The organism is Novosphingobium taihuense (genome assembly GCF_007830315.1).
Lineage (GTDB): Bacteria > Pseudomonadota > Alphaproteobacteria > Sphingomonadales > Sphingomonadaceae > Novosphingobium > Novosphingobium taihuense.
On sequence record NZ_VLKJ01000010.1, the window covers coordinates 12,416 to 35,019 of the forward strand.

At 65.4% G+C, this 22,604-nt stretch carries 20 protein-coding genes; 4 read left to right on the forward strand and 16 right to left on the reverse strand.

Going from position 1 to position 22,604, the window contains the following annotated elements; translation table 11 throughout:
- Positions 1–3: 3 nt before the first annotated feature.
- From IQ25_RS16690 to IQ25_RS16710, 5 genes are all read right to left on the reverse strand, one after another.
- The gene (locus IQ25_RS16690; RefSeq protein WP_246415507.1) at positions 4–1,686 is read right to left on the reverse strand and encodes an ATP-binding protein; all 1,683 of its coding nucleotides are present in this window, start codon (positions 1,684–1,686) and stop codon (positions 4–6) included.
- A 104-nt stretch (positions 1,687–1,790) separates the two neighbouring features.
- A complete protein-coding gene (locus IQ25_RS16695; RefSeq protein WP_144907411.1) occupies positions 1,791–2,564 on the reverse strand; it encodes a TIGR02186 family protein in 774 nt (257 codons plus the stop codon).
- Positions 2,561–3,475: a sulfite exporter TauE/SafE family protein gene (locus IQ25_RS16700; RefSeq protein WP_144907412.1), complete on the reverse strand. Its 915-nt coding sequence runs from the start codon at positions 3,473–3,475 to the stop codon at positions 2,561–2,563. Before IQ25_RS16700 ends, IQ25_RS16695 begins: the two co-directional genes overlap by 4 nt.
- Positions 3,476–3,551: 76 nt before the next feature.
- Positions 3,552–4,637 (reverse strand): hypothetical protein, encoded by a 1,086-nt coding sequence (locus tag IQ25_RS16705; protein ID WP_144907413.1) that lies wholly within the window; start codon positions 4,635–4,637, stop codon positions 3,552–3,554.
- The gene (locus IQ25_RS16710) at positions 4,637–6,064 is read right to left on the reverse strand and encodes a glycosyl transferase family protein (protein WP_144907414.1); all 1,428 of its coding nucleotides are present in this window, start codon (positions 6,062–6,064) and stop codon (positions 4,637–4,639) included. The genes IQ25_RS16705 and IQ25_RS16710 overlap by 1 nt, the downstream gene beginning before the upstream one ends.
- A 94-nt stretch (positions 6,065–6,158) precedes the next feature.
- Between IQ25_RS16710 and nhaA the strand changes: the two genes are divergently transcribed.
- Positions 6,159–7,328 (forward strand): Na+/H+ antiporter NhaA, encoded by a 1,170-nt coding sequence (gene nhaA, locus IQ25_RS16715; RefSeq protein ID WP_144907415.1) that lies wholly within the window; start codon positions 6,159–6,161, stop codon positions 7,326–7,328.
- Between the two features lie 99 nt (positions 7,329–7,427).
- Positions 7,428–7,883 (forward strand): Dps family protein, encoded by a 456-nt coding sequence (locus tag IQ25_RS16720; protein WP_144907416.1) that lies wholly within the window; start codon positions 7,428–7,430, stop codon positions 7,881–7,883.
- Between the two features lie 3 nt (positions 7,884–7,886).
- Here IQ25_RS16720 and gspN read toward each other — a convergent pair whose 3' ends face one another.
- The 8 genes from gspN to IQ25_RS16760 are packed head-to-tail and all read right to left on the reverse strand — an operon-like array spanning position 7,887 to position 16,519.
- Positions 7,887–8,597, reverse strand: a complete 711-nt coding sequence (gspN, locus tag IQ25_RS16725) for a type II secretion system protein N (protein WP_158637779.1) — start codon at positions 8,595–8,597, stop codon at positions 7,887–7,889.
- Entirely contained in the window at positions 8,594–9,073 is a 480-nt protein-coding gene (gspM, locus tag IQ25_RS16730; RefSeq protein ID WP_144907418.1) for a type II secretion system protein GspM, read from the reverse strand. Before gspM ends, gspN begins: the two co-directional genes overlap by 4 nt.
- Positions 9,070–10,188: a type II secretion system protein GspL gene (gene gspL / locus IQ25_RS16735; RefSeq protein ID WP_158637780.1), complete on the reverse strand. Its 1,119-nt coding sequence runs from the start codon at positions 10,186–10,188 to the stop codon at positions 9,070–9,072. Before gspL ends, gspM begins: the two co-directional genes overlap by 4 nt.
- A gap of 10 nt (positions 10,189–10,198) precedes the next feature.
- On the reverse strand, positions 10,199–10,666 hold the full coding sequence (gene gspG / locus IQ25_RS16740) for a type II secretion system major pseudopilin GspG (RefSeq protein ID WP_144907420.1): 468 nt from the start codon (positions 10,664–10,666) through the stop codon (positions 10,199–10,201).
- 2 nt (positions 10,667–10,668) lie between these two features.
- Positions 10,669–11,898, reverse strand: coding sequence for a type II secretion system inner membrane protein GspF (gspF, locus tag IQ25_RS16745; protein WP_144907421.1), 1,230 nt, complete (start codon positions 11,896–11,898; stop codon positions 10,669–10,671).
- Entirely contained in the window at positions 11,898–13,436 is a 1,539-nt protein-coding gene (gspE, locus tag IQ25_RS16750; protein WP_144907422.1) for a type II secretion system ATPase GspE, read from the reverse strand. The genes gspF and gspE overlap by 1 nt, the downstream gene beginning before the upstream one ends.
- 3 nt (positions 13,437–13,439) lie before the next feature.
- Positions 13,440–15,686, reverse strand: a complete 2,247-nt coding sequence (gene gspD, locus IQ25_RS16755; RefSeq protein ID WP_144907423.1) for a type II secretion system secretin GspD — start codon at positions 15,684–15,686, stop codon at positions 13,440–13,442.
- Positions 15,683–16,519, reverse strand: coding sequence for a type II secretion system protein N (locus IQ25_RS16760; RefSeq protein ID WP_144907424.1), 837 nt, complete (start codon positions 16,517–16,519; stop codon positions 15,683–15,685). Before IQ25_RS16760 ends, gspD begins: the two co-directional genes overlap by 4 nt.
- Positions 16,520–16,716: 197 nt before the next feature.
- On the opposite strand from IQ25_RS16760, the gene IQ25_RS16765 reads away from it, so the two are divergent.
- The gene (locus IQ25_RS16765) at positions 16,717–17,202 is read left to right on the forward strand and encodes an NUDIX domain-containing protein (protein ID WP_158637781.1); all 486 of its coding nucleotides are present in this window, start codon (positions 16,717–16,719) and stop codon (positions 17,200–17,202) included.
- Here IQ25_RS16765 and dinB read toward each other — a convergent pair.
- Positions 17,181–18,317 (reverse strand): DNA polymerase IV, encoded by a 1,137-nt coding sequence (dinB, locus tag IQ25_RS16770; RefSeq protein WP_144907426.1) that lies wholly within the window; start codon positions 18,315–18,317, stop codon positions 17,181–17,183. The genes IQ25_RS16765 and dinB overlap by 22 nt on opposite strands.
- Before the next feature lie 117 nt (positions 18,318–18,434).
- Between dinB and IQ25_RS16775 the strand changes: the two genes are divergently transcribed.
- A complete protein-coding gene (locus IQ25_RS16775; protein WP_246415469.1) occupies positions 18,435–19,661 on the forward strand; it encodes a multidrug effflux MFS transporter in 1,227 nt (408 codons plus the stop codon).
- 15 nt (positions 19,662–19,676) lie between these two features.
- Here IQ25_RS16775 and IQ25_RS16780 read toward each other — a convergent pair whose 3' ends face one another.
- Together IQ25_RS16780 and IQ25_RS16785 are read right to left on the reverse strand one after the other, a co-directional pair.
- Complete coding sequence (locus IQ25_RS16780) at positions 19,677–21,671, reverse strand: putative bifunctional diguanylate cyclase/phosphodiesterase (RefSeq protein ID WP_144907428.1); 1,995 nt, start codon at positions 21,669–21,671, stop codon at positions 19,677–19,679.
- Positions 21,672–21,797: 126 nt separating this feature from the next.
- On the reverse strand, positions 21,798–22,595 hold the full coding sequence (locus IQ25_RS16785) for a LysR family transcriptional regulator (RefSeq protein WP_144907429.1): 798 nt from the start codon (positions 22,593–22,595) through the stop codon (positions 21,798–21,800).
- Between the last annotated feature and the right edge of the window lie 9 nt (positions 22,596–22,604).

Sequence of the window (22,604 nt, forward strand, 5' to 3'; positions counted from 1 at the left end):
AGATCAGCGGCTCTGCGCGCGCCAGCGCTGCACGGTGCGTTCGACTGCCAGTTCCTCGCCGCCGCTCTTGCTCCACAATTCGTAAAACGAGGGGTCGTTCGACGCCGGGCGCTTGATCGCCTCAAGTTCATCGAACGAAACGCGCATGGGGATCGACACGCCTTCGCCCGAGATGATGCATTCGCGATTGCGCAGCGCCGAGATCGTATCGACAAAGCCGCGCGCACCTTCGGGCATGGCGGCCTTGACGAAGGCCTGGTCGCGCTCGTTGTTGAGGCGCATCGCGATGATCGTGCCGCACTGCGACAGCACGCCTTCGGCAAGGTCGGACGGGCGCTGCGTGATCAGGCCGAGCGAGACGCCGTACTTGCGGCCCTCCTTGGCGATGCGCGAAAGGATGCGACCGACCGAGGAGCCATCAGAGTTCTTCTCGCTCGGCACATAGCGGTGCGCTTCCTCGCAGACCAGCAAGACCGGCCGCGTCTCCTCGTCGCGCGCCCAGATCGCATAGTCGAACACGAGGCGGCTGAGCACAGCGACGACGGTAGTGGTGATTTCGGAAGGAACGCCCGAAACGTCGATGATGGAGATCGGCTTGCCATTGGCGGGCATGCGGAAGATCTTCGAAATGAACTCCGCCATCGTATCGCCTACGAGCATGCCCGAAAACATGAACTGGTAACGCGGATCGCTGCGTATTTCCTCGATCTTGGTCTTGAGCCGCATGTAGGGGATCGAGTTGGTGCCCTTGTCGAGCCGGCCCATCTCGTTCTGCAGCACGTTGAGCAGATCGGAGAGCAGATAGGGAATCGGCGAATCGACGGTAATCTTGCCGATCTGTTCGGCGAGGCGATTGCGCTGGCGGGCAGCGAGCAGGCACTTGGCGAGAATATCCTGATCGACCTGCCGTTCGGCCCCTTGCGCGGTCACGAAGACTTCGCAGTGTTCCTCGAAGTTCATCAGCCAGTAGGGCATCTGCAGGTTTGACACGTCAAGCAACTGCCCGGTCACGCGGAAAGCGCTGGCATATTCGCCGTGCGGGTCGATCATCACGATGTGGCCGGCCGGCGCCATCTCGCAAATACGGTGCAGTATCAGCGCAGCGGCGGTGGACTTTCCGGTGCCGGTCGAACCGAGCAGGGCGAAGTGCTTGCCAAGCAGCGCATCGACATAGAGCCCCGCGCGGATGTCGCGGGTGGGAAACACGGTGCCAATGGACATGTTGGTGCGCCCGTCGCTGGCGTATATCTGGCGCAAGTCGTTGCTGGTTGCAGGATAGACCAGCGCTCCGGGTACAGGATAGCGCGTGACGCCGCGACGGAAACCGTAGATCTTGCCGGTCAGGCGCTCCTCTTCACCTTCACCGAGGAAATCGATCTGCGCGACAATGCCGCCATCAACGCTCGTATCCTGCCGCTGCGTGCGCACGCTGGCGAGGAGCCAGGAGTTGCCAACGCGGATCTTTATCTGGCTGCCGACCTTGCCCGAAAGCGAAACCGATGGATCGAGATCGCTGGAGCACTGCTCGAGTCGGCCAAGGTCGAGAGCAATGGCAGAGCTTGAGCCGGCGATTTCGCGGACTTGGCCGATCGGGTGCCGCGCGTTTTCCGACACTACGAAAGCGGTGCGAGGATCGACGCCATCTTCGCCGATCGCCGCGGCAGGGACGAAACTCTGCATACCCATGTCGGACATCACGCTGAAAACCTCTCGGCCGGAACTGGCGAATGGTTACCGATTAGTGCTTTCAGGTTAAAAACGACTGAACCCTCGGAATATTGCCCTTTCGTTCACACCAATGCGAAGAGGCGTCCGGCTATCCAGCCCATGGCGACCGAGACGATCACCGCGAACAGCCCATAGAGCCACCCGTTGCGATCGGCAGCCACGGCAACGAAGCGTTCGAAGCCTTCCTTCTTCACCTCGACCCGGGTGATCGCCGAGGCGACCACCTTGCCGCCGCGGATGGCGAAGGTTTCGGCCGTGTAGGTCCCGGTCTGCACGCTCGAGGGCAGGCTGATCCGTGCCTGATAGAGCACCTGCCCGCTGATCTTCACGCTGCCCTGGTCCTCACGGTAGAGCCCCTGTCGGCGCATGAGATCTACCAACCCTGCGGAAAAGCGCTGCTGTTCACGCGGCTCGATCACGCCGATGGGCGAGAGCTGCAGCCACTTGAGGCCAAGCTCATAGATCGCGGCGGTCTTGTCATCGACGATCTTGGCAATGGGTCGGGACGAGGCGACTGCGAAGTAGCTGGGAGCGGAGCGGAATTCGAGCGAATCGGCATTGATCCACATGCCGGCAATCTTCTGCTTTTCGCGCAGGACAATGGACTGCACCGGGCCTTCGAGCACGACGACGATGTCATAATCCTGCGCCGCGCGGCTGCCTTCGGGACTGAGGACCGCGCCGAACAGCAGCAGATCGGCCCCGGTGAACCCCTGCCGGACCTGAATTTCGTGCTGCGAGATTTCGGGCACAAGGATGGGATCGCGCGCGCCGGTGAGGAGCAGGCACGCCAGCAGGACCAGCAATCGCCATGGGCTGCGACTGGCGACGGTCATAGCGGCACCACCGTGTAGATCTCGTCAGGACGGTAGCCAAGGCCGAGGGCCATGCGCAGGGCAACGGCGAGTACGATCACCGCGAGGATCAAGCGCAATTGTTCCGGCTTGGCCTTCTGCGCGAAGAAGGTGCCGAGTTGGGCCCCGGTAACCGAGCCCACAAGCAGCAGTCCTGCCAGGACGATGTCCACCGCCCGCGTCGTGAGCGCGTGCATCATCGTGGTGACCATGGTGACGAACAGGATCTGGAACAGAGAGGTGCCGACGACCACGTTCACCCCCATGCCGAGGATGTAGAGCATGGCCGGCACAAGGATGAACCCGCCGCCGATACCCATGAGCATGGTGAGAATGCCGGTCGCCATGCCGAGCAGCAGTGGCGCGAGCGGCGAGATATAGAGGCCCGAGCGATAGAACCGCCAGCGCAGGGGCAGGCTTGCCACCAGCGGATGGTGGCGGCGCTTGCGGGCCGGCAGGGGGACGCCCGCCCGTTGCGCGCGAAGGGCAGTGATGCTCTCGTGCGCCATCAGCCCGCCGATCCCGCCGAGCATCAGGACGTAGAGGATGTTGATCACCGTATCGATCTGGCCGAGCGCCTGGAGCAGGCGGAACAGCAGCGAGCCGATCCCGGTGCCGATCACGCCGCCTGCCACCAGCACTGCGCCGATGTGGTAATCGATCCCGCCGCGCCGCGCCTGGGCGAAAGCGCCCGAGACGCTGGCACCGGTGACCTGGCTGGCGGCCGAGGCGGCAGCGACGGTGGGGGGCACGCCGTAGAAGATCAGCAGGGGCGTCGTCAGGAAGCCACCGCCAACGCCGAACATCCCCGAAAGCAGCCCGGTGAGGGCGCCAAGGCCGATGATGACCAGACCGTTGACCGACAGGTTCGCGATGGGGAGATAGACGTCCATTGCCGTGCTGACGCTAGGCCGCGCAGGCCATGCCAGCAACCCCGCACGGGCGCATGAGTTGCAAAAAGCTGTGCCTTCAGAAGGCGGACGTCACGGTTATGGCCGGGCCACTGTCGGGGCGGGCATTTCCGGCAAGGCGGAAACGCCAGTCGAGCGCGACGCGGCTCGGCCCGGCCAAGCGTCCGGGTTCGATGCGGAAAGACAGGCGCGGGCCTGCATCGAGGCGGACAGCGCCCTCCTGTCCGCCTGCCCAGACGCCCGCGCCGACCCTCAGATCGTTGTTGCGCGGCACCACGCCGCGCAAGGGCCGGTCGAGCAGGGCCTGCGCATCGAAGAACGGCGTTGCGCCCCGCCCTCCGGCATAGCCCGCCTGTCCATAGGCTTCGGCGCGAAAGCCGAGCGGCAGGCGTCGCCATGGCAGTTCGGTAATCACTGTCGCCACCGGACGCACCTGCATCGGCGAGGCCTTGGTGTCCTGCAGGCGTGCTTCGACGAGAACCCGCAACGGAAGCTTGCGCACCGGGCGCATGCCGAAGCCTAGAGCTACCTCGCGATCCTGCCCGGGAGCGTTGATGGCGAGCGAGGTGCGCAAGTAGGCGTAGGACGAGCCGACCTCGCCCTTGCCGAGACGGTAGCGCACGATCGCGCCTGCCTGGCTTGCGCCATAGGACGCAGCGCCGGGGGCCTGCGCCGCATCGCCGCTGCCTGCGCGCATGAGCACCCAGTTCTCGCCGCTCCAGCGCGGATCGTCTTTTGCCACGAGGGGCTCGTAGAATTCGTCGTCCGGCTTTGGCGTGGACGCAAGCTGGCGATACGGTGGGATCGCCGGTGCATGTGCGGGCTTCAGCATGTTGGCCTGCAACACGAACTGCTGCGGCCAAGGCATCGCTGGCATTGCCACATACGCGGAATTCTGCGCTTCAGAACGGAGACCGGGCGCGCGTGCTGCGGCCGATCGGCGGGCGGGGGTGAGATGCCTTCGGACGGTGGAGCCGGGTGTTGCAGATGGGGGCGCATCAGCCACTGCAAGCAAAGCGTTGGAAGTGCCTTCGGGCTCAGTCGGAGTTTCCCACATCGCGATCCGCCAGGCAGTCCATCCGACGAAAAGAAGGCCGAGCGCGAGCAGCGGCTGGCCGCGCCGGTTGGACGCGGGCGGTGCCATCAGGAAGGGGCCGGAAGCGGGCGTGGCTCTTCCAGAGGGAGAGCGAGGGGCAAGACTTGCGCAAGGTGCGCGCGGTGAACAGTATGGTCCCAGCGCAAGCGACCGCCCAGCAGGACCCGGACGTAAGCCATGAGCGCGCGGCGTGCGGCCATGATCGCGATGATGTTGCCCACCGGGAAGCGCAGGACGGCAAGCAGACCTTCGCGCAGGCCATATTCGCGCGCGGTGAACAGTGCACGCATCACCAGTCTCCACAAGAGGCTGGCGAAGTTGAACACGAGCAGACCCCGCAACAGCGGCCCGTCGGGGACTGGCTCGGCCAGTCCCACCTGTTGCGCCAGTATGAGCACCGGCCACAGCAGGAGCATGAGGTAGGCTGCGCAGATCACGACGGCGACCAGCGGTCCGCGCCGGTCTCGCAGCCGCATCCACAGGTCGCACAGGCGCAGGTTCCAGCCCAGCCTGTCCCACCCCTGAAAGGCGATGCCATGAACCCAGCGCGCCTTCTGGCGGACAGATTCAGCGATGCTGGCCGGGAAGAATTCGCGCGTGGCGACGAGCGTTCCGTCCTGCGCGCGCATCCGCAGGAAAGCCGATCGTCCACCGGTGGCGTTGACCAGCAATCCACACTCGTAGTCTTCGGTCAGGCATTCGGCGGCAAAGGGCTCATCACTGGCGCGGTGCGCAATGATCCGGTCGATCGCGCGGCGTGAAAACGCACAGCCGACGCCTGCCGAGGGCAGTGCCGCGCCGATGTGATGGCCCACCACCATGTCGCGGGCGTGTGCCTCGGCAAACTCGTCACAATAGTGTCCTGCCACCCAGCGCGAGGTGGATTGGGGTTCCGGACGGACGGGAAGCTGGACGAAATCGACGGTGTCGAGCGCTTGATCCATCGCGCTCAGCGCGGCGGGGTGGACCATGTCCTCGGCATCGTGCAGGATCAGAGCCCGCACCGGCTGGCGCGCACGGCGCTCGTCCTCGCAGATGGCCCGGTACAGACGATTGAGGCAGTCGGCCTTGGTCGTCGGTCCATCACGATCATGGACAACCACGCGCAGACGAGGGTCTGGCTCCGTTCCTGTCAGCGCCTCCAGCGTTGCCGTATCGTTGCGATAGCACCCGACATAAATGCGCAAGTCGCGCTGCGGCCAGCTGCGCAAGGCGTGCGTGACCATTGCGCCGATGACTTGCGATTCATTCCAAGCGGGCACGAGCACCGCAGAAACCCCACCCAGCTCGGCATCGCCGCATCCGGACATCCGCAACGTTCGCCCATGCCCGAGCAGGCGCAACCACAACCACGCCAGATCCACAAGCAGTTCATCAAGCGCGAACAGGGCAAACCAGATGGCGGCAAACAGGAGCAATTCATGCTCCACCACCGCCAGCCACTGCAGCGCTGGATAGGACGGCCATGACAACAAGCCCCTGCCCCCGTTTGACGCACTCCGCCCTCACGGGCACATAGGGAAGGTATGCCCGTTGGAGGGCCTTCAGGAACCAAGGGATGATTCGAAAATGGCAGGCTTGCCGGACTTTAGCCGCTTCTGGCACCGCCTGAGCCATAACGAGGCAGCGCCCGGGATCGTGTTGATGGTCTGCGCTGCGATTGCGCTGGTCATCGCAAATTCGCCGCTTGCGGATGGGTGGCACGACCTTTTCCATCATGCCTTGCCATGGACCCCGGTGGCCAAGCTCGACACGTTGCACCTGTGGATCAACGACGCACTGATGGCGGTGTTCTTCTTTGTCGTGGGACTCGAAATCAAGCGCGAGATCCTGGCAGGCGAACTGTCCGACCCTCGCCGCCGCCGCCTTCCAGTGCTGGCCGCAGTTGCCGGCATGGCCATCCCCGCCATCGTCTACCTCGTGGTCGCTGCAGGCGAGCCGGCCCTACACCGCGGCTGGGCCATTCCATCGGCGACCGACATCGCCTTTGCCCTTGGCGTGCTTGCGCTCGCCGGAAAGGGCCTGCCGCCCTCCCTGCGCCTGTTCCTGCTGACGGTGGCCATCGTCGACGACCTCGGCGCCGTGCTGGTGATCGCCTTCTTCTATACGAGCGGGCTCGACCTCACGTGGCTGGGCGTGGCCGCAGCGATCTTCGCCGCCCTGGTGATCGTCAACCGCCTGGGCATCAGAGCGCTTGCACCATACATCGTCGGAGCGATAGCGCTGTGGTACGCCGTGCTACACTCAGGCATCCATGCCACCATTGCAGGCGTTCTGGCGGCGCTGACCGTGCCGCTGGCGCTGAACCGCAAGCACGACAGTCCGCTGCTGCGGCTCGAGCACGCCCTCGTCGCGCCCAACGGCTTCGTGATCGTGCCCCTGTTCGGCCTTGCCAATGCCGGCGTGGCACTGGGCGCGAACGGAGGGGGATCGCACACGCTGCCGCTGGCCATCGGGCTGGGACTGGTGATCGGCAAGCAGGCCGGAATCCTTGGCAGCATCGTTCTGGCAGAACGCACCGGGCTTGCCCGCAGGCCCGAAGGCGCAAGCCTGCGCCAGCTCTGGGGCCTCGCGCTGCTCTGCGGCATCGGCTTTACCATGAGCCTGTTCATCGCAGGGCTCGCCTTCCCATATGCCCCCGCTCTGGTCGAGGAAGCCAAGATTGGCATTCTCGGCGGCTCGGTCGTTTCGGCGCTGGCCGGTCTTGTCCTGCTTCGAGGGAGCGCAAAAGCGAATTGATCGCCTCAGTCGATCAATATCGCCATGTCTTTGCGTGAAACCTTTCAGTGAGTCCGGCGTATAAGGGGCTCATCCAACCGGACACGAAAGGGGAATGTCATGCCCGGAGACAATGCAAAGAAGGCTTTGATCGACAGCATGAACGGCCTGCTGGCCGACTATTTCACGCTCTATCTCAAGACGAAGAACTATCACTGGCACGTGGCCGGGCCGCAGTTCCGCGACCTGCATCTGATGTTCGACGAACAGGCGGCCGAACTCTTCGCGCTGACCGACATTATTGCCGAACGCGTGCGCAAGAACGGTGGCGATACGCTGACCGGCATCGGCGCGATCGCAGGCAAGGCCTCGATCAAGGACGACGACCGTTCGAAGCTCGATGCCATGGAAATGGTCCGCAACCTGCGCGACGACAACGTGGCGCTGGTGAAGACCATCCGCGCGGTCAAGGAAGCTGCGACCGAGGCAGGCGACAACGCCACCGAAGGCATGGCCGACGACTGGACCGATCAGGCCGAACAGCGCGCCTGGTTCCTTACCCAGACGCTGGCCTGACGCTCAGAAGGTTCCGCTCGTCCCGATGCCGATGCCGCCGGGACGGGCGTCGAACCCGCCTGATTTGAGCGCATCGGCGGTTTCCTGCGGCAGGCCCGTGAGCGTAAGGTCCGCCTGCCAGCGCCCGTCGCCGCCAATCTTCAGCGTCATCCGTTCCATGCCGCGCGGGCCGCGCATCGGCACGAGGAGTGCGCCCTTTTCGCAGCGCGCCTGCCCGGAAAGCGTGATCGCATCGGGAAGCAGCGGCCCGAGCGAAGCCAGCGTGAGGCTGAGCGTGCCATTGGCCTCGCTGCACTGACCGCCATCCATCACGACCGTAAGATCGCCAAAGCCGAGCGACGTGACGGGAAGGCCGCCGAGTCCATCGGGGAGAAGCACCGAACCGTTGGCATTTGCGATCCGCGATGATCCGACGGTTGCCTCAAAACCTTCACGCGCAATGGCAAAGCGCGCCTGTCCGATCAGCAGCGAAAGTGGCTGCAGCCCTGCTTCGACCGTGCCGAGCGGGAGTGGCCCTGCCTTGAGATCGGCAATCCGTCCGTCCCATACGCTGCCTTCAGCGCTGCGCGCGGTCACGCTTTCGGGCATGGTAAGGCCGAGCACCAGTCGCAGCGGCAGTAGGGCTAGCAGCGCGAGGACGAAGAGCGCCGCCAGAACCAGCCTGTCCCGGCGATCGAGCGTCCTCCCGCGCACAAAGATCCACCGTCCGATCATGATCCGGCCTTGCGCAGCGTGGCGTTGACGGAAACCGTGCCATCGGGCGCGGGCGTGATCGTGACCTGCTCGACCGCGAGTCCCTTGGGTCCAAGACCGTCGAGCCATGCCAGCACCGCAGACGGTCGCGCCGTCGGGATGACCAGCACGGCCATGTCACTACCCCGCGACTGTGCTGACTGGACAACGAAGCCTGCATCCTGCGCGCTGGCATTGGCGATCTGGTCCACCGGACCTGCCAGCGCCGCGGCGCGCGCAGCAGGTGCGCGCTTCAAGGCATCGAGACCGGCAACGATCCGTCCGGCCCGCTCGGTCGCCTCGCGATGGCGCACGGCCGCATCGTCGAGCGCGGTGCCAAGCGGCACAATCAATCCGTAGATCAGCAGGACCAGCGCAGCGAGCGACCCCGCGACGCCGACCAGCATCCGTTCGCGCTGCGTCAGCCCGAGAAACCAGGAGGAGACCTGCTGCATCATGGTGCCCTCACCGTGATTGCGGCGACGGTCGCGCCAGTGGGATCGGGAGCCAGCGCGGGCGGCACGGTGACTTTCCAGCCACCGTTCTGCAGCGCGATCAGCACGGCGTTGACGTCTTCAGCCCGCGGCGCGGCGGCGGTGAAGCGCAATGTTCCGTCCGCGCCATAGCCGAGATCGCGCAGCTTTACGCCGGGCACGGGACGCATCGCCTCGAGCAGGGCTGCGGTGGGCGCGGCAAAGCTGGCGCCGCCTTCGCCGCGCTTGCCAAGTTCCGTGGCCAGCAGGCGCTCGGCCGTGTCCAGATCGGTCGCGGCGGGGAAGCGCTTCTGCGCGAGTTCCAGCGCGCGCGATTCAACAGCGGCGCTGTCGCCATTCCACTTCACGATCCACACCAGCATCAACAGCAGGGCGAGCAGCGCCGCAGTGGCTGCCATGCGGGCAAGGCCCACCCAGTCCGCCGTGCGGAACACCGAGACCCGGCGCGGCGCATAGATGCCCTGCCGCAGGTTGAGCGGCGGCGCGGCATGGACTGCGGCAAGGCGCAGGGCGAGCGCGTCTACATCGGGCGCAACCTGCTCCAGCCCCTCTGCCAGTATCGAGACCAACGCTTCTTCAGCGGCAAATGCGGCATCGGGACTGCGTGCCAGAAGCTGCCCGCCTGCCGATGCGAGAACGAGCGCTCCCTCGGTCCGCGGCAGGATCAGTGCAGCCGGAACCAGAGCCTGCGGATCCAGCCCTTCGCTTGCCAGGCTTGCAAGCCAGTGGTCCATCGCCGATGCGGCGACCCGGCATGAGAGCAGGCGTCCATTGTCGATGCCGACGGCGACGTGCGGCTGCGTGATCACACTGCCTTGTGCCAAGGCCAGTCGCTCGGCCGCAAGCGCCTGCGCAGGCGGCATGTCGGGCAGGGCCTTGTCAGTCACCGGCGCATCGGTCGAGGGGACCAAGGCGGTCACCGTCCCTACTTCGCCCCAAGGCGACTGCGCAGTACCGGGCTCGTGATAGTGTTCCGGCCCCAGACCGTGCACACCCACGCGCCACCAGCGCCAGGGCTCTCCGGGCGTGGCTGGCAGCGCGACGATCAGGTCGTCAGCAAGAGGCGGAGTTGAAGCCACTGCCTCTGAGTCACTTCTGTCCGGCGTATATGTCGGCGTTGAGGTCGCTACCGCCCGGCTGGCCATCGGCTCCCAGCGAGAAGATCTCGAACGGACGGCCATCGCGGCCCGGCACCTGATACTGGTAGGGATGCCCCCAGGGATCGTTGGGCACATCCTTCACATAGCCGCCCGAACGGTAGTTCTGCGGCATCGACAGGTTGGCAGGCGGAGACTTGAGCGCGGTAAGGCCCTCGCCCTGTCCGGGGTAGCTGGCCATGTCGAGGCGATACATTTCCATGCCCTGTTCGAGCGTGGCAATGTCGCTGCGCGCCTTTACGACCATGGCCTTGTCCTGGCTTGGCAGCACGTTGATCAGGACGACCGTGGCCAGCAGGCCGATGATGAAGATGACGACCATGAGTTCGACAAGGCTGAAGCCGTTGCGGCGGCGCTTGTCCTCGGGATTGGGGGTCTGGTGCGGGGCGTCTTCGGTCATGATCACAGTCCGGTCAGGTTCTGGAGCTGCAGGATCGGCAGCAGGATGGCGAGGATGATGAGCGCGACCATGGTGCCCATCACCACGATGATCGCGGGTTCGAGCAATGCCATGGCGGCAGCGGTGAAGGCTTCGAACTCGCGCTCGAGATAATCGGCTGCGCGTTCGAGCATGGTGCCAAGTTGGCCTGCCGCCTCGCCACTGGCGGCAAGATAGACGAGCAGCGGCGGGAATGTCCCGGCCTCGCGCAGCGCGGTGGAAAGCGAGCCGCCAGCGCGGACCTTCTCGGATATGCCCGCCAGCGATTGTGCCTGCACCGCGTTGGATACGGTCCGCGTGGCGAGACGCAGACCGTCGACCAGTGGCAACCGCGCCTCGATCATCGTGGCGAGCGTGCGGGCAAGGCTGGCGGCGTGGACGTCGCGGATCAGCTTGCCGATGAAAGGCAGGCGCAGCAGCGCGGCGTCGAAGCGCAGCTTGAAGGCGGGCTGGCGAAGCGCGCGGACGAAGCCGATCACCGCCAGCGCGATCAGCACGAGCAGCGCCCACCACCACGCGCTGAGGAACTGCGAGATGCCGATGACCACGCGCGTCAGCATCGGCAGCTGGCGGCTGGCATTGTCGAACTGCTCGACCACGCGGGGGACGACCGAGATCATCAGGCCGGTGACGACCGCAATCGCCACGAACGACAGGACGATGGGATAAGCGAGCGCGGCAATGATCTTGCCGCGCACCTGAGCCAGCTTCTCGAGCATGTCGGCCAGTCGGTCGGCAATGGCGGGGAGGCTGCCGGAGTTCTCGCCCGCGGCGATCATCGCGCGGTAGATCGGCGGGAAGCTTGGCTCCTCGCGGCGCATTGCCTCGGCCAGCGGCAGGCCTTCGACGATGCCGGCGTGGACGTTGGAGAGGATGGCCTGCGCCTTGGGCTTCTCGGTTTGCCGCGCAATCGTGCGCAGGGTTTCCTCAAGCGGGCTGACAACCATCAGCGAGGACAGCTGGCGGGTGAACAGCGCGAGTTGCTTGGCCGAAAGCTTGGTGGCGAAGAGCGCGATGCCGCTGGTGTTGGTCGCCGCGCGGCGGGCGGAGGCGGCAGCATCGGGTTGCACGCTGACGACGTACCATTCGCGTGCGACAAGCTTTTCGCGCGCAGCGGTTTCGTTCGCAGCCTCAATCGCGCCGCGCCGTTCGGCGCCCTTTGGGTCGATCGCGTGATAGGCAAAGCGCGCCATCAGCCGTCCCGCCGCATGATGCGCGCCGCTTCCTCAGGCGAGGTTGTGCCCTCCTTGACCATCCGCCGTACCGCCTTGGCGAGGGTGGGGGAGTCCGCGAAGGCATGGCGCGCGATGGCCGCTTCGTCGGCGTTGTCATGGATCATCTGGCGGATCGCATCGTCCACCCGCAGCGCCTCGAACACGCCGACGCGGCCCTGATAGCCGGTCTGGCCGCATTCGGCGCAGCCCTTGGCGGCATGGACCATGCGCCCGGCCTTCATGCCCAGCACTTCGGCCATGCCTGCATCGAGCACGCGTTCTTCGCGGCAATGAGGGCACAGGCGGCGGACCAGCCGCTGCGCGATGACGGCACGAAGTGTGGAGGCTAGCAGGAACGGCTCCACCCCCATGTCGCGCATGCGCGTGATCGCTCCCGCAGCGTCGTTGGTGTGGACGGTGGAGAGCACGAGGTGGCCGGTGAGCGAGGCCTGCACCGCGATGTCCGCCGTCTCGCGATCACGGATTTCGCCGACCATCACGACATCCGGGTCCTGGCGCAGGATCGCGCGCAGACCTGCGGCGAAGGTAAGGCCCACCTTGGAATTGACCTGCGTCTGGCCAACGCCATCCACAGCATACTCCACAGGGTCTTCCACAGTCAGGATGTTGCGTGCGCCATCATTCAGACCGCGCAGTGCGGCGTAGAGCGTGGTGGTCTTACCCGAGCCGGTCGGGCCGGTGACGAGCACGATGCCGTTCGGTTCGGCAATGGCCCTGCGCAATGTGTCCTCGGCCTTGGCATCGAGGCCAAGCCCGGCAAGGTCGATCCCGGCGTTCTCCTTGTCGAGCAGACGCATGACCACCCGCTCGCCCGCGCGATTTGGCAGAGTGGAGACGCGCACGTCGACCAGCTTGCCGCCGAGGCTCAAAGAGATGCGCCCGTCCTGCGGTACACGCCGCTCGGCAATGTCGAGCCGCGCCATGACCTTGATGCGGCTGACCAGCACCGGCGCGACATGCGGCGGCATCCGCAGCTTCTCGGTCAGCACGCCGTCAACCCGCATGCGCACGACCAGCGCGGTTTCATACGGTTCGATGTGAATATCGGAAACGCCCTGACGCAGGCTTTCGGCGATCAACCCGTTGATCAGGCGGATCGCAGGCGCATCGTCGGCGCTGTCGAGCAGGTCCTCGGCCGTAGGCAGGCCGAGCGCGAGCGGGTCGAGCCCGTCATTGGCAATGCCCATGTCGCCTGCCACGGCGGCGGCAGCGCCATCCATGGCATAGGCCTGCGCCAGCAACTTCTCGAACTCGCCAGCACTGACGCGGTTCACGGAAAGCTCACGGCCAAGAGCGCTGCGCAGGTCGAGCAGGGCCAACGCCCTTGCGCCCTCGCGCATCGCCACCACCGCGCGATCGGCATCGACGCTTTCGACCAGCAACCCGTTATCCCGCGCGAAGGCATAGGGCACCGGCGCGTGCGGCGCAGGCGTGACGACGGTGACCGCATCGACCAGCGGCTCGTCGATCCCGTCGATGTCCTGCACGCTCTCCATCGCTCAGTTCTGCGCGCTGCTCGGCGGCAGTTCCGACTGTTCGAGCGGACCGGGCGTTGCGCGTGGACGGATCAGCGTATCGCCGGGCGCGACGACTGCGACCTGCGCGGAGGGCGCTGCGGGTAAAGTCGCCCCCATATAGTCGACGATCAGTTCGTCGATGCTCGGCTCCTGCTTGGCATTGAAGTTGATCTGCGCATTGCGCACCACGCCATAGCGCCTCGCTGCCAGTGCCGCCCGATCAGCCGCATTGCGCAGGATCGTCGGCCGGATGAACACCATCAGGTTGGTCTTGACCCGGCTGCGAGCGCGCGACTTGAACACTTCGCCCAGCAGCGGGATGTCGCCGAGGAAAGGCACCTTCTGCAACGTGCGCTGCTCGTTGTCGTCGAGCAGACCGCCGAGCGCCACGATCTCGCGGTCGCCCACGGTTACCGTCGTCTTGATCTCGCGCTTGTTGACGATCAGTTCGTTCGAAGTGCGCGAGACCGTGCCCGCGATGGAGCTGACTTCCTGCCGGAGGTCGAGCCGCACCATGTTGCCCGCGTTGATCTGGGGCGTCACGTCTAGCTCGATGCCGACGTTCTGGCGCTGGATCGTGCGGAAGCGATCGTTGAAATTGCCCTGCGACAGCGCTTCGCCGGTCGAGACCGGGATTTCCTGCCCGAACAGGATGGAGGCTGGCACGTTGTTGTTGGTGGTGATGTGCGGGGTCGACAGGATGTTCGAATTCTTGTCGGTCTGCACCGCATTGATCAGCGCGCCGAGGTAGGTGTCCTTGGACAGTTCGGTGAGAAAGCCGGTGAACGATCCGCTGGCGCTTAGCACCTTGTTGGCGGCATTCTCGCGCAGCAGGTCTCCGGCGGTGCTGTTCGTGGTGGTGGTCACGGTGCTGCCGTTCACCACGGTCGTCGTCTGGTTCAGATTGTCGGCCAGCAACCCGCCCGCGATGTCGATGATGTTGGGCGAAGAGTTGGAGAAATTGGTGACGGCAAAGGGCTTGTCCTTGCCGCCAAACAGCAGCTGGACGCCCAGTTCCTTTGCCACGTTGTTCGAGATTTCGACGATGATCGCCTCGACCAGCACCTGCTCCTGCGGCACGTCGAGTTGGCGGATCACTTCGCTGATCCGGCGCTGATCATCGGCGGGCGCGGCGATGATGATCGCATTTGCTCCCGGATAGCGCGTGATCGTCGCCGTCCCGCGTCCGTTGGCAAGCTTGATCGGCCCGGTGCCGAGCCCGCCAGATGTTGCGCCAATCGGGCTCGTCTGAGCACCGCCGGTCGTCGCGGCCTGCCCGGTTGAGCCTTGCGCGCCCGCGGTCGAGGTCTGGCTGCTGCCGACGCCGCCCAGCGAAACCGGCGCGGCGCTGGCCGAAGCCACTTCGCCCCCGCCCTGCCCGCCGAGCAGGCGTTCCAGCACCGGCACCAGCGCCGCCGAGTCCGCATAATCGAGCCAGACGACCTTTATCTCGCCGCCGAGAGCCGCCTTCGCATCGAGTTGGCGCGCCATCGCCGCCATCTTGGCAAGCGTTGCCGGTTCGCCCCGCATCAGCACGGCATTGGCGCTGTCCACCGCCACGACTGTTGCCAGTGAGCGCGCTCCTTCGCCGCCCGGTGGCACCAACTGGCTCAGCGCGGTCGCGATTTCGCGCGCGCCAGCATGTTCGAGGATCACCGTCTGCGTCGCGGCATTGTCACGATCGATGTCCGCCAGCAGCGCGCGGATGCGGCGCATGTTATCGGCATAGTCGACAACGACGAGCGAATTGCCCGCCTTGTTGGCGGTGATCGCGCCTTCCTTGCTGATCAGCGGGCGCAGCGTTTCAACGGCCTGCGCCGCATCGATCGCGCGCAGGCGGATCACTTCGGTGACCATCTGGCTCTGCGCCGCGCCCCGGCTGCCGATGCGCGAAGGATTGGATGCAGCGCCGTCCGACGGCTGGATGCGGAATGCGCCGTTGCCGGTCGGCACCGCCACAAGTCCGTTGGCACGCAGGGTTGAAAGGAAGACCTCGAAGTATTCCGACCGGCTAAGCGCCCGATCGGACACGACGCTGATCTTGGCCTGCACGCGGCTGTCGACAATGAACGTCCGCCCGGTCACTTCCGCTGCATCGGCCACGAAGGCGCGAATATCCGCCTCGCGCACGTTGAGCGTGTACTGCGCCATGGCAGCCTGCGGCACGGCAAGGGCGAGCGCGGCGGCTCCGAGGAGCATCTGCGGGAAAAGGAGCTTGCGCAAGGTCATGGTGCCAATGTGATAGCAAGAGGAAGCTGGCGGTCACCGCGACTGACGGTGACCGCAATCGAAGTTCCGGCGCGGATCGCACCGGAGAGCATGGCCGCATCGCCGGGACCGGTCACCGGCTTGCCGTTGACCTCGGTGATCACGTCACCGGGCTGGAACCCTGCAGCACGGAAGGCAGAGCCATCGCCCGAGGACAGGACCTCGACGCCTACGACCTTCCCGCCTTCGGCACGCGGACCGAAGTTCACACCGCTCCGCAGCGCATTCACGCTGACGCCTCCGCCTGGCGCGCTTGGGGGCGGTGCCGCAACCGGATTGGCTGCCACCACGCCCTGTGCTGTCGGCGCGGGGCCGGACTGGTCGATATAGAGCAGCTCCTTGGCCCCGTTGCGCGAAAGCTCGACATGGTCGAACGCAACGGCGGCCAGCGTTACGCCTGGCTGGACTTCTGCACCAACGCGATAGACCTGCTGCAGTCCGTCACCACCGGCGATGATCGCGGTGCCGCTGCCTGCCGCCGTGGCACGTGTGGCAAACAGCGTGAGCGCGAGCGAGGTCACCGCGCCCGATTGTTCAGCGGCGGCAGGGCCGGGCACGGTGCGATTGAACGGATCGACGCTGGCAAACAGTGCGGCGCGGGCCGTGGGCGACAGGGTGCGCACGCCCTGCGCAGTCCATGAGCCAAGCGGCGAGACGGGGGTGACTATGGCCCAGAACAGGGCGGCACCAAGCAGCGCTATGATCACCGCCAGCGCCCACCATGCGATCTGATACAACGAAGGCAGCCCGGGACGAGCGCCCGCGATTGCCAGCTTCGTTGCTCCGAGTCTCACGCGCTCAATTCCCCTTCCGAGCCGCAGGCATAACCTTACGGAAGCGATTCACAAACGCCTCCCGTCACTTGATCCACCAAAAGGCCAAGCAGCCGATTGCTACGGTGGTATGACAATCGCTTGGCAATCTCGACGGTTACGAGAACGCGGGTATCTGGCGGGGTGACAGGCGCACTTGTCTGGGCCAAGGATCATGCGTGCTCCGACTGCTTCCCGGTCCTTTCCACCGCAGCCTGCTGCGCAGCGCCCACGCCCTCCGGCTTTGGTGGTGGCGGCGGACCGCACGATTCGTGCGAGGCTGCAATGTAATCGTTGCAAACCCGGCAGGCCACGTGCTTCTGGTTCGCCACAGCTATCACGCCAGGAACAAGTGGATGTTGCCCGGTGGCGGATTGGGTCGTCATGAGAGCCCGCTCGACACGGCCACCCGCGAACTGTTCGAGGAAACGGGGTGCAGGCTGGAGCGGGCCGAACACCTCGGCACGATCCTGCTGGATCGCTCGGGCTGGACCAATGCCATCGAGCTCGTCACAGGCACGACACGCGACACGCCGGTCGCCGATGGGCGCGAGATCGAGGAGGCGCGGTTCTTTCCTCCCGACACTCTGCCGGAATCGGCCACGCAGGCCGTCCGCGCCATGATCGCGCGCTGGCTGGACGCTCAGAATGGCAATTCGGCCTGAAGCACCGGCGGCACAGCACCCTCCTCGGGCTCTTCCGGCTCTTCCCCCTCTAGTGCGGAAAGCGTCAGGCCCATCAGCCGGATCGGCTTGGGCAGCGGCAACTGGGCATCGAGCAATTCACGGGCGAGGGCCTCGAACTCCTGCCTGTCGGCGATCGCGCGGGGCAAGGATCTGGCCCGTGTGCAGGGCGTGAAGTCATTGAACTTCATCTTTAGCGTGACCGTCCGCCCGCTCGCGCCGCTGCGCTCGATCCGCTCCCACACGATCTCGATGATCCGCTCAAGCGTCTCGCGCAGCGCGGAGCCCGAGGATATGTCGCGTTCGAAAGTCCGCTCGCCGCCCACCGACTTGCGCGGGCGGTCTGCCTTGACCTGTCGCAGGTCGATGCCCCGCGCCGCACGATAAAGGTAGTCAGCCGAACTGCCGAAGTGTTCGCGCAGAAAAGCGAGTTCCTTGGCGCGCAGGTCCGCTCCGGTTTCGATGCCCAGCCTGGCCATCTTTTCCGCGCCACGCGGGCCGATGCCATGGAAGCGCCGCACCGGAAGCGAGGCAACGAACTGCGCGCCCTCGCCCGGGCGGATCACGCACAGGCCATCGGGCTTGTTCTGATCGCTTGCGATCTTGGCGAGGAACTTGTTGTAGGAGACTCCGGCGCTTGCCGTCAGCCCGGTCTCGGCGCGGATGCGCTGGCGGATGAGCTCGGCGATGCGCGTTGCCGACCCGATGCCGCGCACGTCGTCTGTCACATCGAGGTAGGCCTCGTCGAGCGAGAGCGGCTCGACGTGCGGGGTGAAGTGCAGGAACACGGCGCGGATCTGCTGCGACACGGCCTTGTAAACATCGAAGCGCGGCCTGCGGAAGATCAGGTCCGGGCACAGTTGCGCCGCCCGCGCCGACGGCATGGCCGAACGGACACCGAACTTGCGCGCCTCATAGCTCGCCGCTGCGACCACGCCGCGCCCGGAAGACCCGCCCACCGCGACCGGCTTCCCGCGTATCGCGGGATCGTCGCGCTGCTCGACGCTGGCAAAGAAGGCATCCATGTCGACATGGATGATCTTGCGCAGGGCGAAAGCCTGTCTGTCTGGTTCGTCATGATCCCGCGCCGCGTCCATGGCGACAAGGCTACTCCGTTTCGCACCGCAACATAAAGGGTGGGATTTCAGGTCGATCTCGTTCAAAGACCATTCATGCCCTCCAACGAATCTGTTAGCCCACCAAAGCATCGCACAATGGGTGAGCGCGAGACCATCGCGATGATGGCGCTTGTCATGGCGCTGCAGGCGCTCGCAGTCGACGCCATGCTCCCAGCGCTTGGCGACATCGCGCGCGATCTCGATGTGGCAGATCCCAACCGCCGCCAGTTGGTGGTGGGCTCGTTCCTGCTGGCCTCGGGCTTTGCATCGCTCGTTCCGGGATCGCTGGCCGATCGTTATGGGCGGCGGCCGGTGCTGCTGGCCTGCGTCGCCATCTACGTGGTGTTTTCGCTCGCCTGCGCGTTGGTCACCTCGTTCGACGCGCTTCTAACGATGCGCGTGGCGCAGGCGATGGGCTGTGGCGGACTTGCCGTTCTGCCCGGCGCCATCATTCGCGACCGATTTTCGGGCGACCAGATGGCCAAGCAGATGTCGGTCATATCGGTCGTGTTCCTTGTCGTGCCGATGCTCGCGCCTAGCATCGGGCAGGTCGTGCTGCTCTTTGCCGGATGGCGGTGGATCTTCGTTTTCCTTGCGGTGATGGCGCTCGGGATGGGTGTCTGGGTGTTCATACGCCTGCCCGAGACGATGCGTCCCGAATACCGCCAACCGATCCGGCCGATGTCCATTGCCATCAACATGGCCGCTGCTGCCACGAACCGCTCGGCCATCGGCTACGTGCTCGGTGGTGCGCTGACCTTCGGCGCGATGATCGGCTACGTGAACTCATCGCAGCAACTGGTCGGCGAGCATTTCGGCGCGGGCACGATGTTCCCGGTCCTATTCGGTTTCTCTGCGCTTATGATGGCAGCGGCAAACTTCTCGAACTCGCGCATCGTAGAGCGCTTCGGGGCGCGCCGCGTTTCGCATGCGGCGGTCATCCTGTTCATCTTCGTCAGCGGATTGCAGACCTGGTTTTCCAGCGATCCGGACGAGACCCTGTGGCAATTCATGCCGCTGATGATTACCAACATGATCCTGATCGGCTTTATCGGAGCGAACTTCGGCTCGATCGCCCTGCAACCGTTCGAGCGCACGGCCGGCACCGCCAATTCGATGCATGCATTCCTGCGCTTGGTGATCGGCTCGGTGATCGGAATCGTCGTCGGGCAGGCCTATGACGGCACCGCCCATCCCCTGGCTCTGGCCTTGCTCATGAGCGGAATTCTCAGCCTGCTGCTCGTGCTGTTCAGCGAAAAGGGCAAACTCTTCCGCCGCCTGCATCCTCCGGGGACCCCGCGCCCCATCGTGCTGGAGCACTGAAACGGTCGGCAAATGTCAGGCCCGCAGGCTGACCACGTTGTCCGAAGGTGCCTTGCCGATCAGCGCCAGTGCTTCGGACGCTGTCTGCGGCCGGCCGAGGTGATAGCCTTGCATAAGCCGGATGCCGAGCCCGCGCGCAGTCGCCGCCTGCGATTCGTCCTCTACGCCTTCAATGGTGCAGTCGATGCCCAGTTGCCACGCCAGCGAGATGATCGTGCCTACTAGCGTCCGTGCCCCCGGATCGGTCGCTAGAGCGCGAGACAGTTCCTGGTCGATCTTGATCATGTCGAGCGGTAGACTGTGCACTTGGCTGAGGCTTGACCAGCCCGCCCCGAAATCATCTAGCGCTATGCGGAAGCCACGGGCACGGAACGCCTGAAGCCGTGCCTCGGCCCGTCGGGGATCTCCGAGCAGGGCCCGTTCGGTCACTTCGAGAATGATCGAATGCGGCGGCGCGCCAAAGTCCTGCACCAGCTGCGCCAAAGCGTCTGCCGTACCCCCACGCATCACGTCGCGCGAGCAGAGGTTGATCGAGAGCCAACGCCCATGCTCCCATGCCGGACACTCGCGCAAGGCGCGTTCCATGACCATGCGAGTCAGTTCGCCAGTCCGCCCGGTTGCTTCGGCAAGCGACATGAACTGTCCTGGCGGCAACCAGCGGTGCCCGTCCGGGCTCCACCGCGCAAAGGCCTCGAAGCCGACGACACCGCCACCCTCCGCGTCAACGATCGGCTGATAGACCAACCTCAGCCTGTCAGCGAGATTGCTGTCGTTGAACAGGCGGGTGACGGCGGCACGATCCTGCAACTCCGCCTCGTCATCCGGGCTGAACACCACCACGGCACCGTCTGAGAGTTCCTTGGCCTTGTAGAGCGCAGCATCGGCCCGTTCGAGGCAATCACGAACGCTCTGGCCATCCAGTCGATGTACCCCGATCGAGCCTGAAAGACGAAGCACTGCGCCGCCATGCAGTACCGGCGCGCGCAGGCGCTCCGACAGCGCCAAGGCCAGCTTGCGCACCGCGTCTTCCTCAAGCGAAGGATCGAGTACCGCCGCAAACTCGTCCCCGCCTAGGCGCCCGAAGCAGCGCACCCGCTCGAGTTCCTCGAGGCGGTTGGCCACGGCCGCAAGCACCGCATCGCCAGCGGCATGGCCATAGGTGTCGTTGATGTGCTTGAACCCGTCGAGATCGATCAGCGCCAGCCAGGCCGGCGGACGCGTCGGATCTGTCTCGGCAAGCTCCTCCTCCAGCCGGGCCAGGATCGCGCGACGGTTGAGGCCGCCGGTAAGCGGATCGACCGTAGCCTGCAGCAGATTCTCTTGTGCCAGCCTTGCCGCTTCGCGCTCTCGCCGGGCAAGCTGCTGGCGGGAGAGTTCGAGGCGAACGAAATCGCGATGGTGGCCGTTGGTAATCAGCAGCAGCAGCGTCGTAACCACGACCTGCACTGCCATGACCGGCACGGCATTGGGATGACCGCCGAACAGGATCTGGCCCGAGGTCGGGATCGTCGTGGCAATCGCGATACGCAGCGCGGTCAGTGGCGAATGGCCGAGCCCGAGAATGCCCGAGAACAGCGTCACCGCCATGATGTAGTGAATGAACGACTGACCTGCCTCGTTGCCGTAGACATATAGCGCCATGCACCACAACGACATCAGGAATCCGGCGACCGAGCCCAGCCAGCTCATGGCTTTCAGATCGTGTCGCAACACATCCACACTGCGCTGACTCACCGCCGACGGGCGCCAGTAATGTGCGCGCCACAGCGAAAAGCTGCCCAGTGCGACCGGCCCCACAGCGACCAGCCAGCCCGGCGCCATCGTGCGAAAACGCGCCGCCACCAGCAGCAGGTCGAACACCACCACCAGATAGAGAAGCGGCAGGCGATGCGAGAGGCTGTGTGCATAGGCGAGCGTAAAGTTGTCGCCCTCGCGCTGTTGCCAGCGTCCGCTCGAGGCACGCGTCAGCCGGGACAGACGGCCAACCAGCCATCCCCGAGCAACCTGCATGCGAGACCCCGTGAACATCGGAACAGGGATAATACGTGCCAGTTAACAGCCGGTTAGGGGGGGTCACGCAACGGGACGAAGCGAAGAAGGCGACAGCCGAAACGACTCTCCCCGATACCTTTCCCGTCAGTCGGAAAGCGCGGCGACCAGTGCCTTGACCTTCTTCTGGCGCCATTGCGGCAGCGGCGCGACGAGCCAATAGCCCCGCCGCGACGTCTCAGGCTCACCCTGCACCACCACGCGGCCCATGCCGATGGCATTGTCGACCAGTTGATACGGCACGTGCGCGCGGCCAAGGCCGGCGCTTGCCGCGCTGATCGCCGTGCCGGCATCACCAACCGAGAACCCCACGTCACCGCCGCCCGGAGCGGGATCGCCCGGCCAGCCGATCCACGGGCAATCGGGCGCCGCATCAGGTGCCGCAACGGTGACCATCAGAGGCTTGCCCAAAGCAATGCCTTCCAGATCGCCCGGTCCTTCGGCCCAGCGCACCGCGAGATCGAGGTTGGCTTCGGTGAAGTCGATATCGGCATCGCCGCCCACCAGCGAGAAGCGCATTTGCGGATTGCCCGCACGAAACGCCGCCAGCCTCGGCGAAAGCCATGCGGCGAAGAAGTCGCGCGGGCAGGCAATGGTGTAGACGTGGCTCGATTGCCCGGCCTGCATCGCCTGCACGCCTTCCTCGAAACGCAGAAATCCCTCGCGGATCGCATCGAGTCCGGCGATCGCCTCGTCGGTCAGTTCCAGGCCCTTGGAGGTGCGGCGGAACAGCACCACGCCCAGCAGATCCTCTAGCGCGCGAATCTGCTGGCCAACCGCAGCGGGCGTCACCGCCAGCTCGTCCGCCGCACGCGTGAACGAGAGGTGCCGGGCCGCTGCGTCAAGCACGCGCAGGCCATTGAGAGGAAGGTGCGTCCGCTTCATTGCGAAACG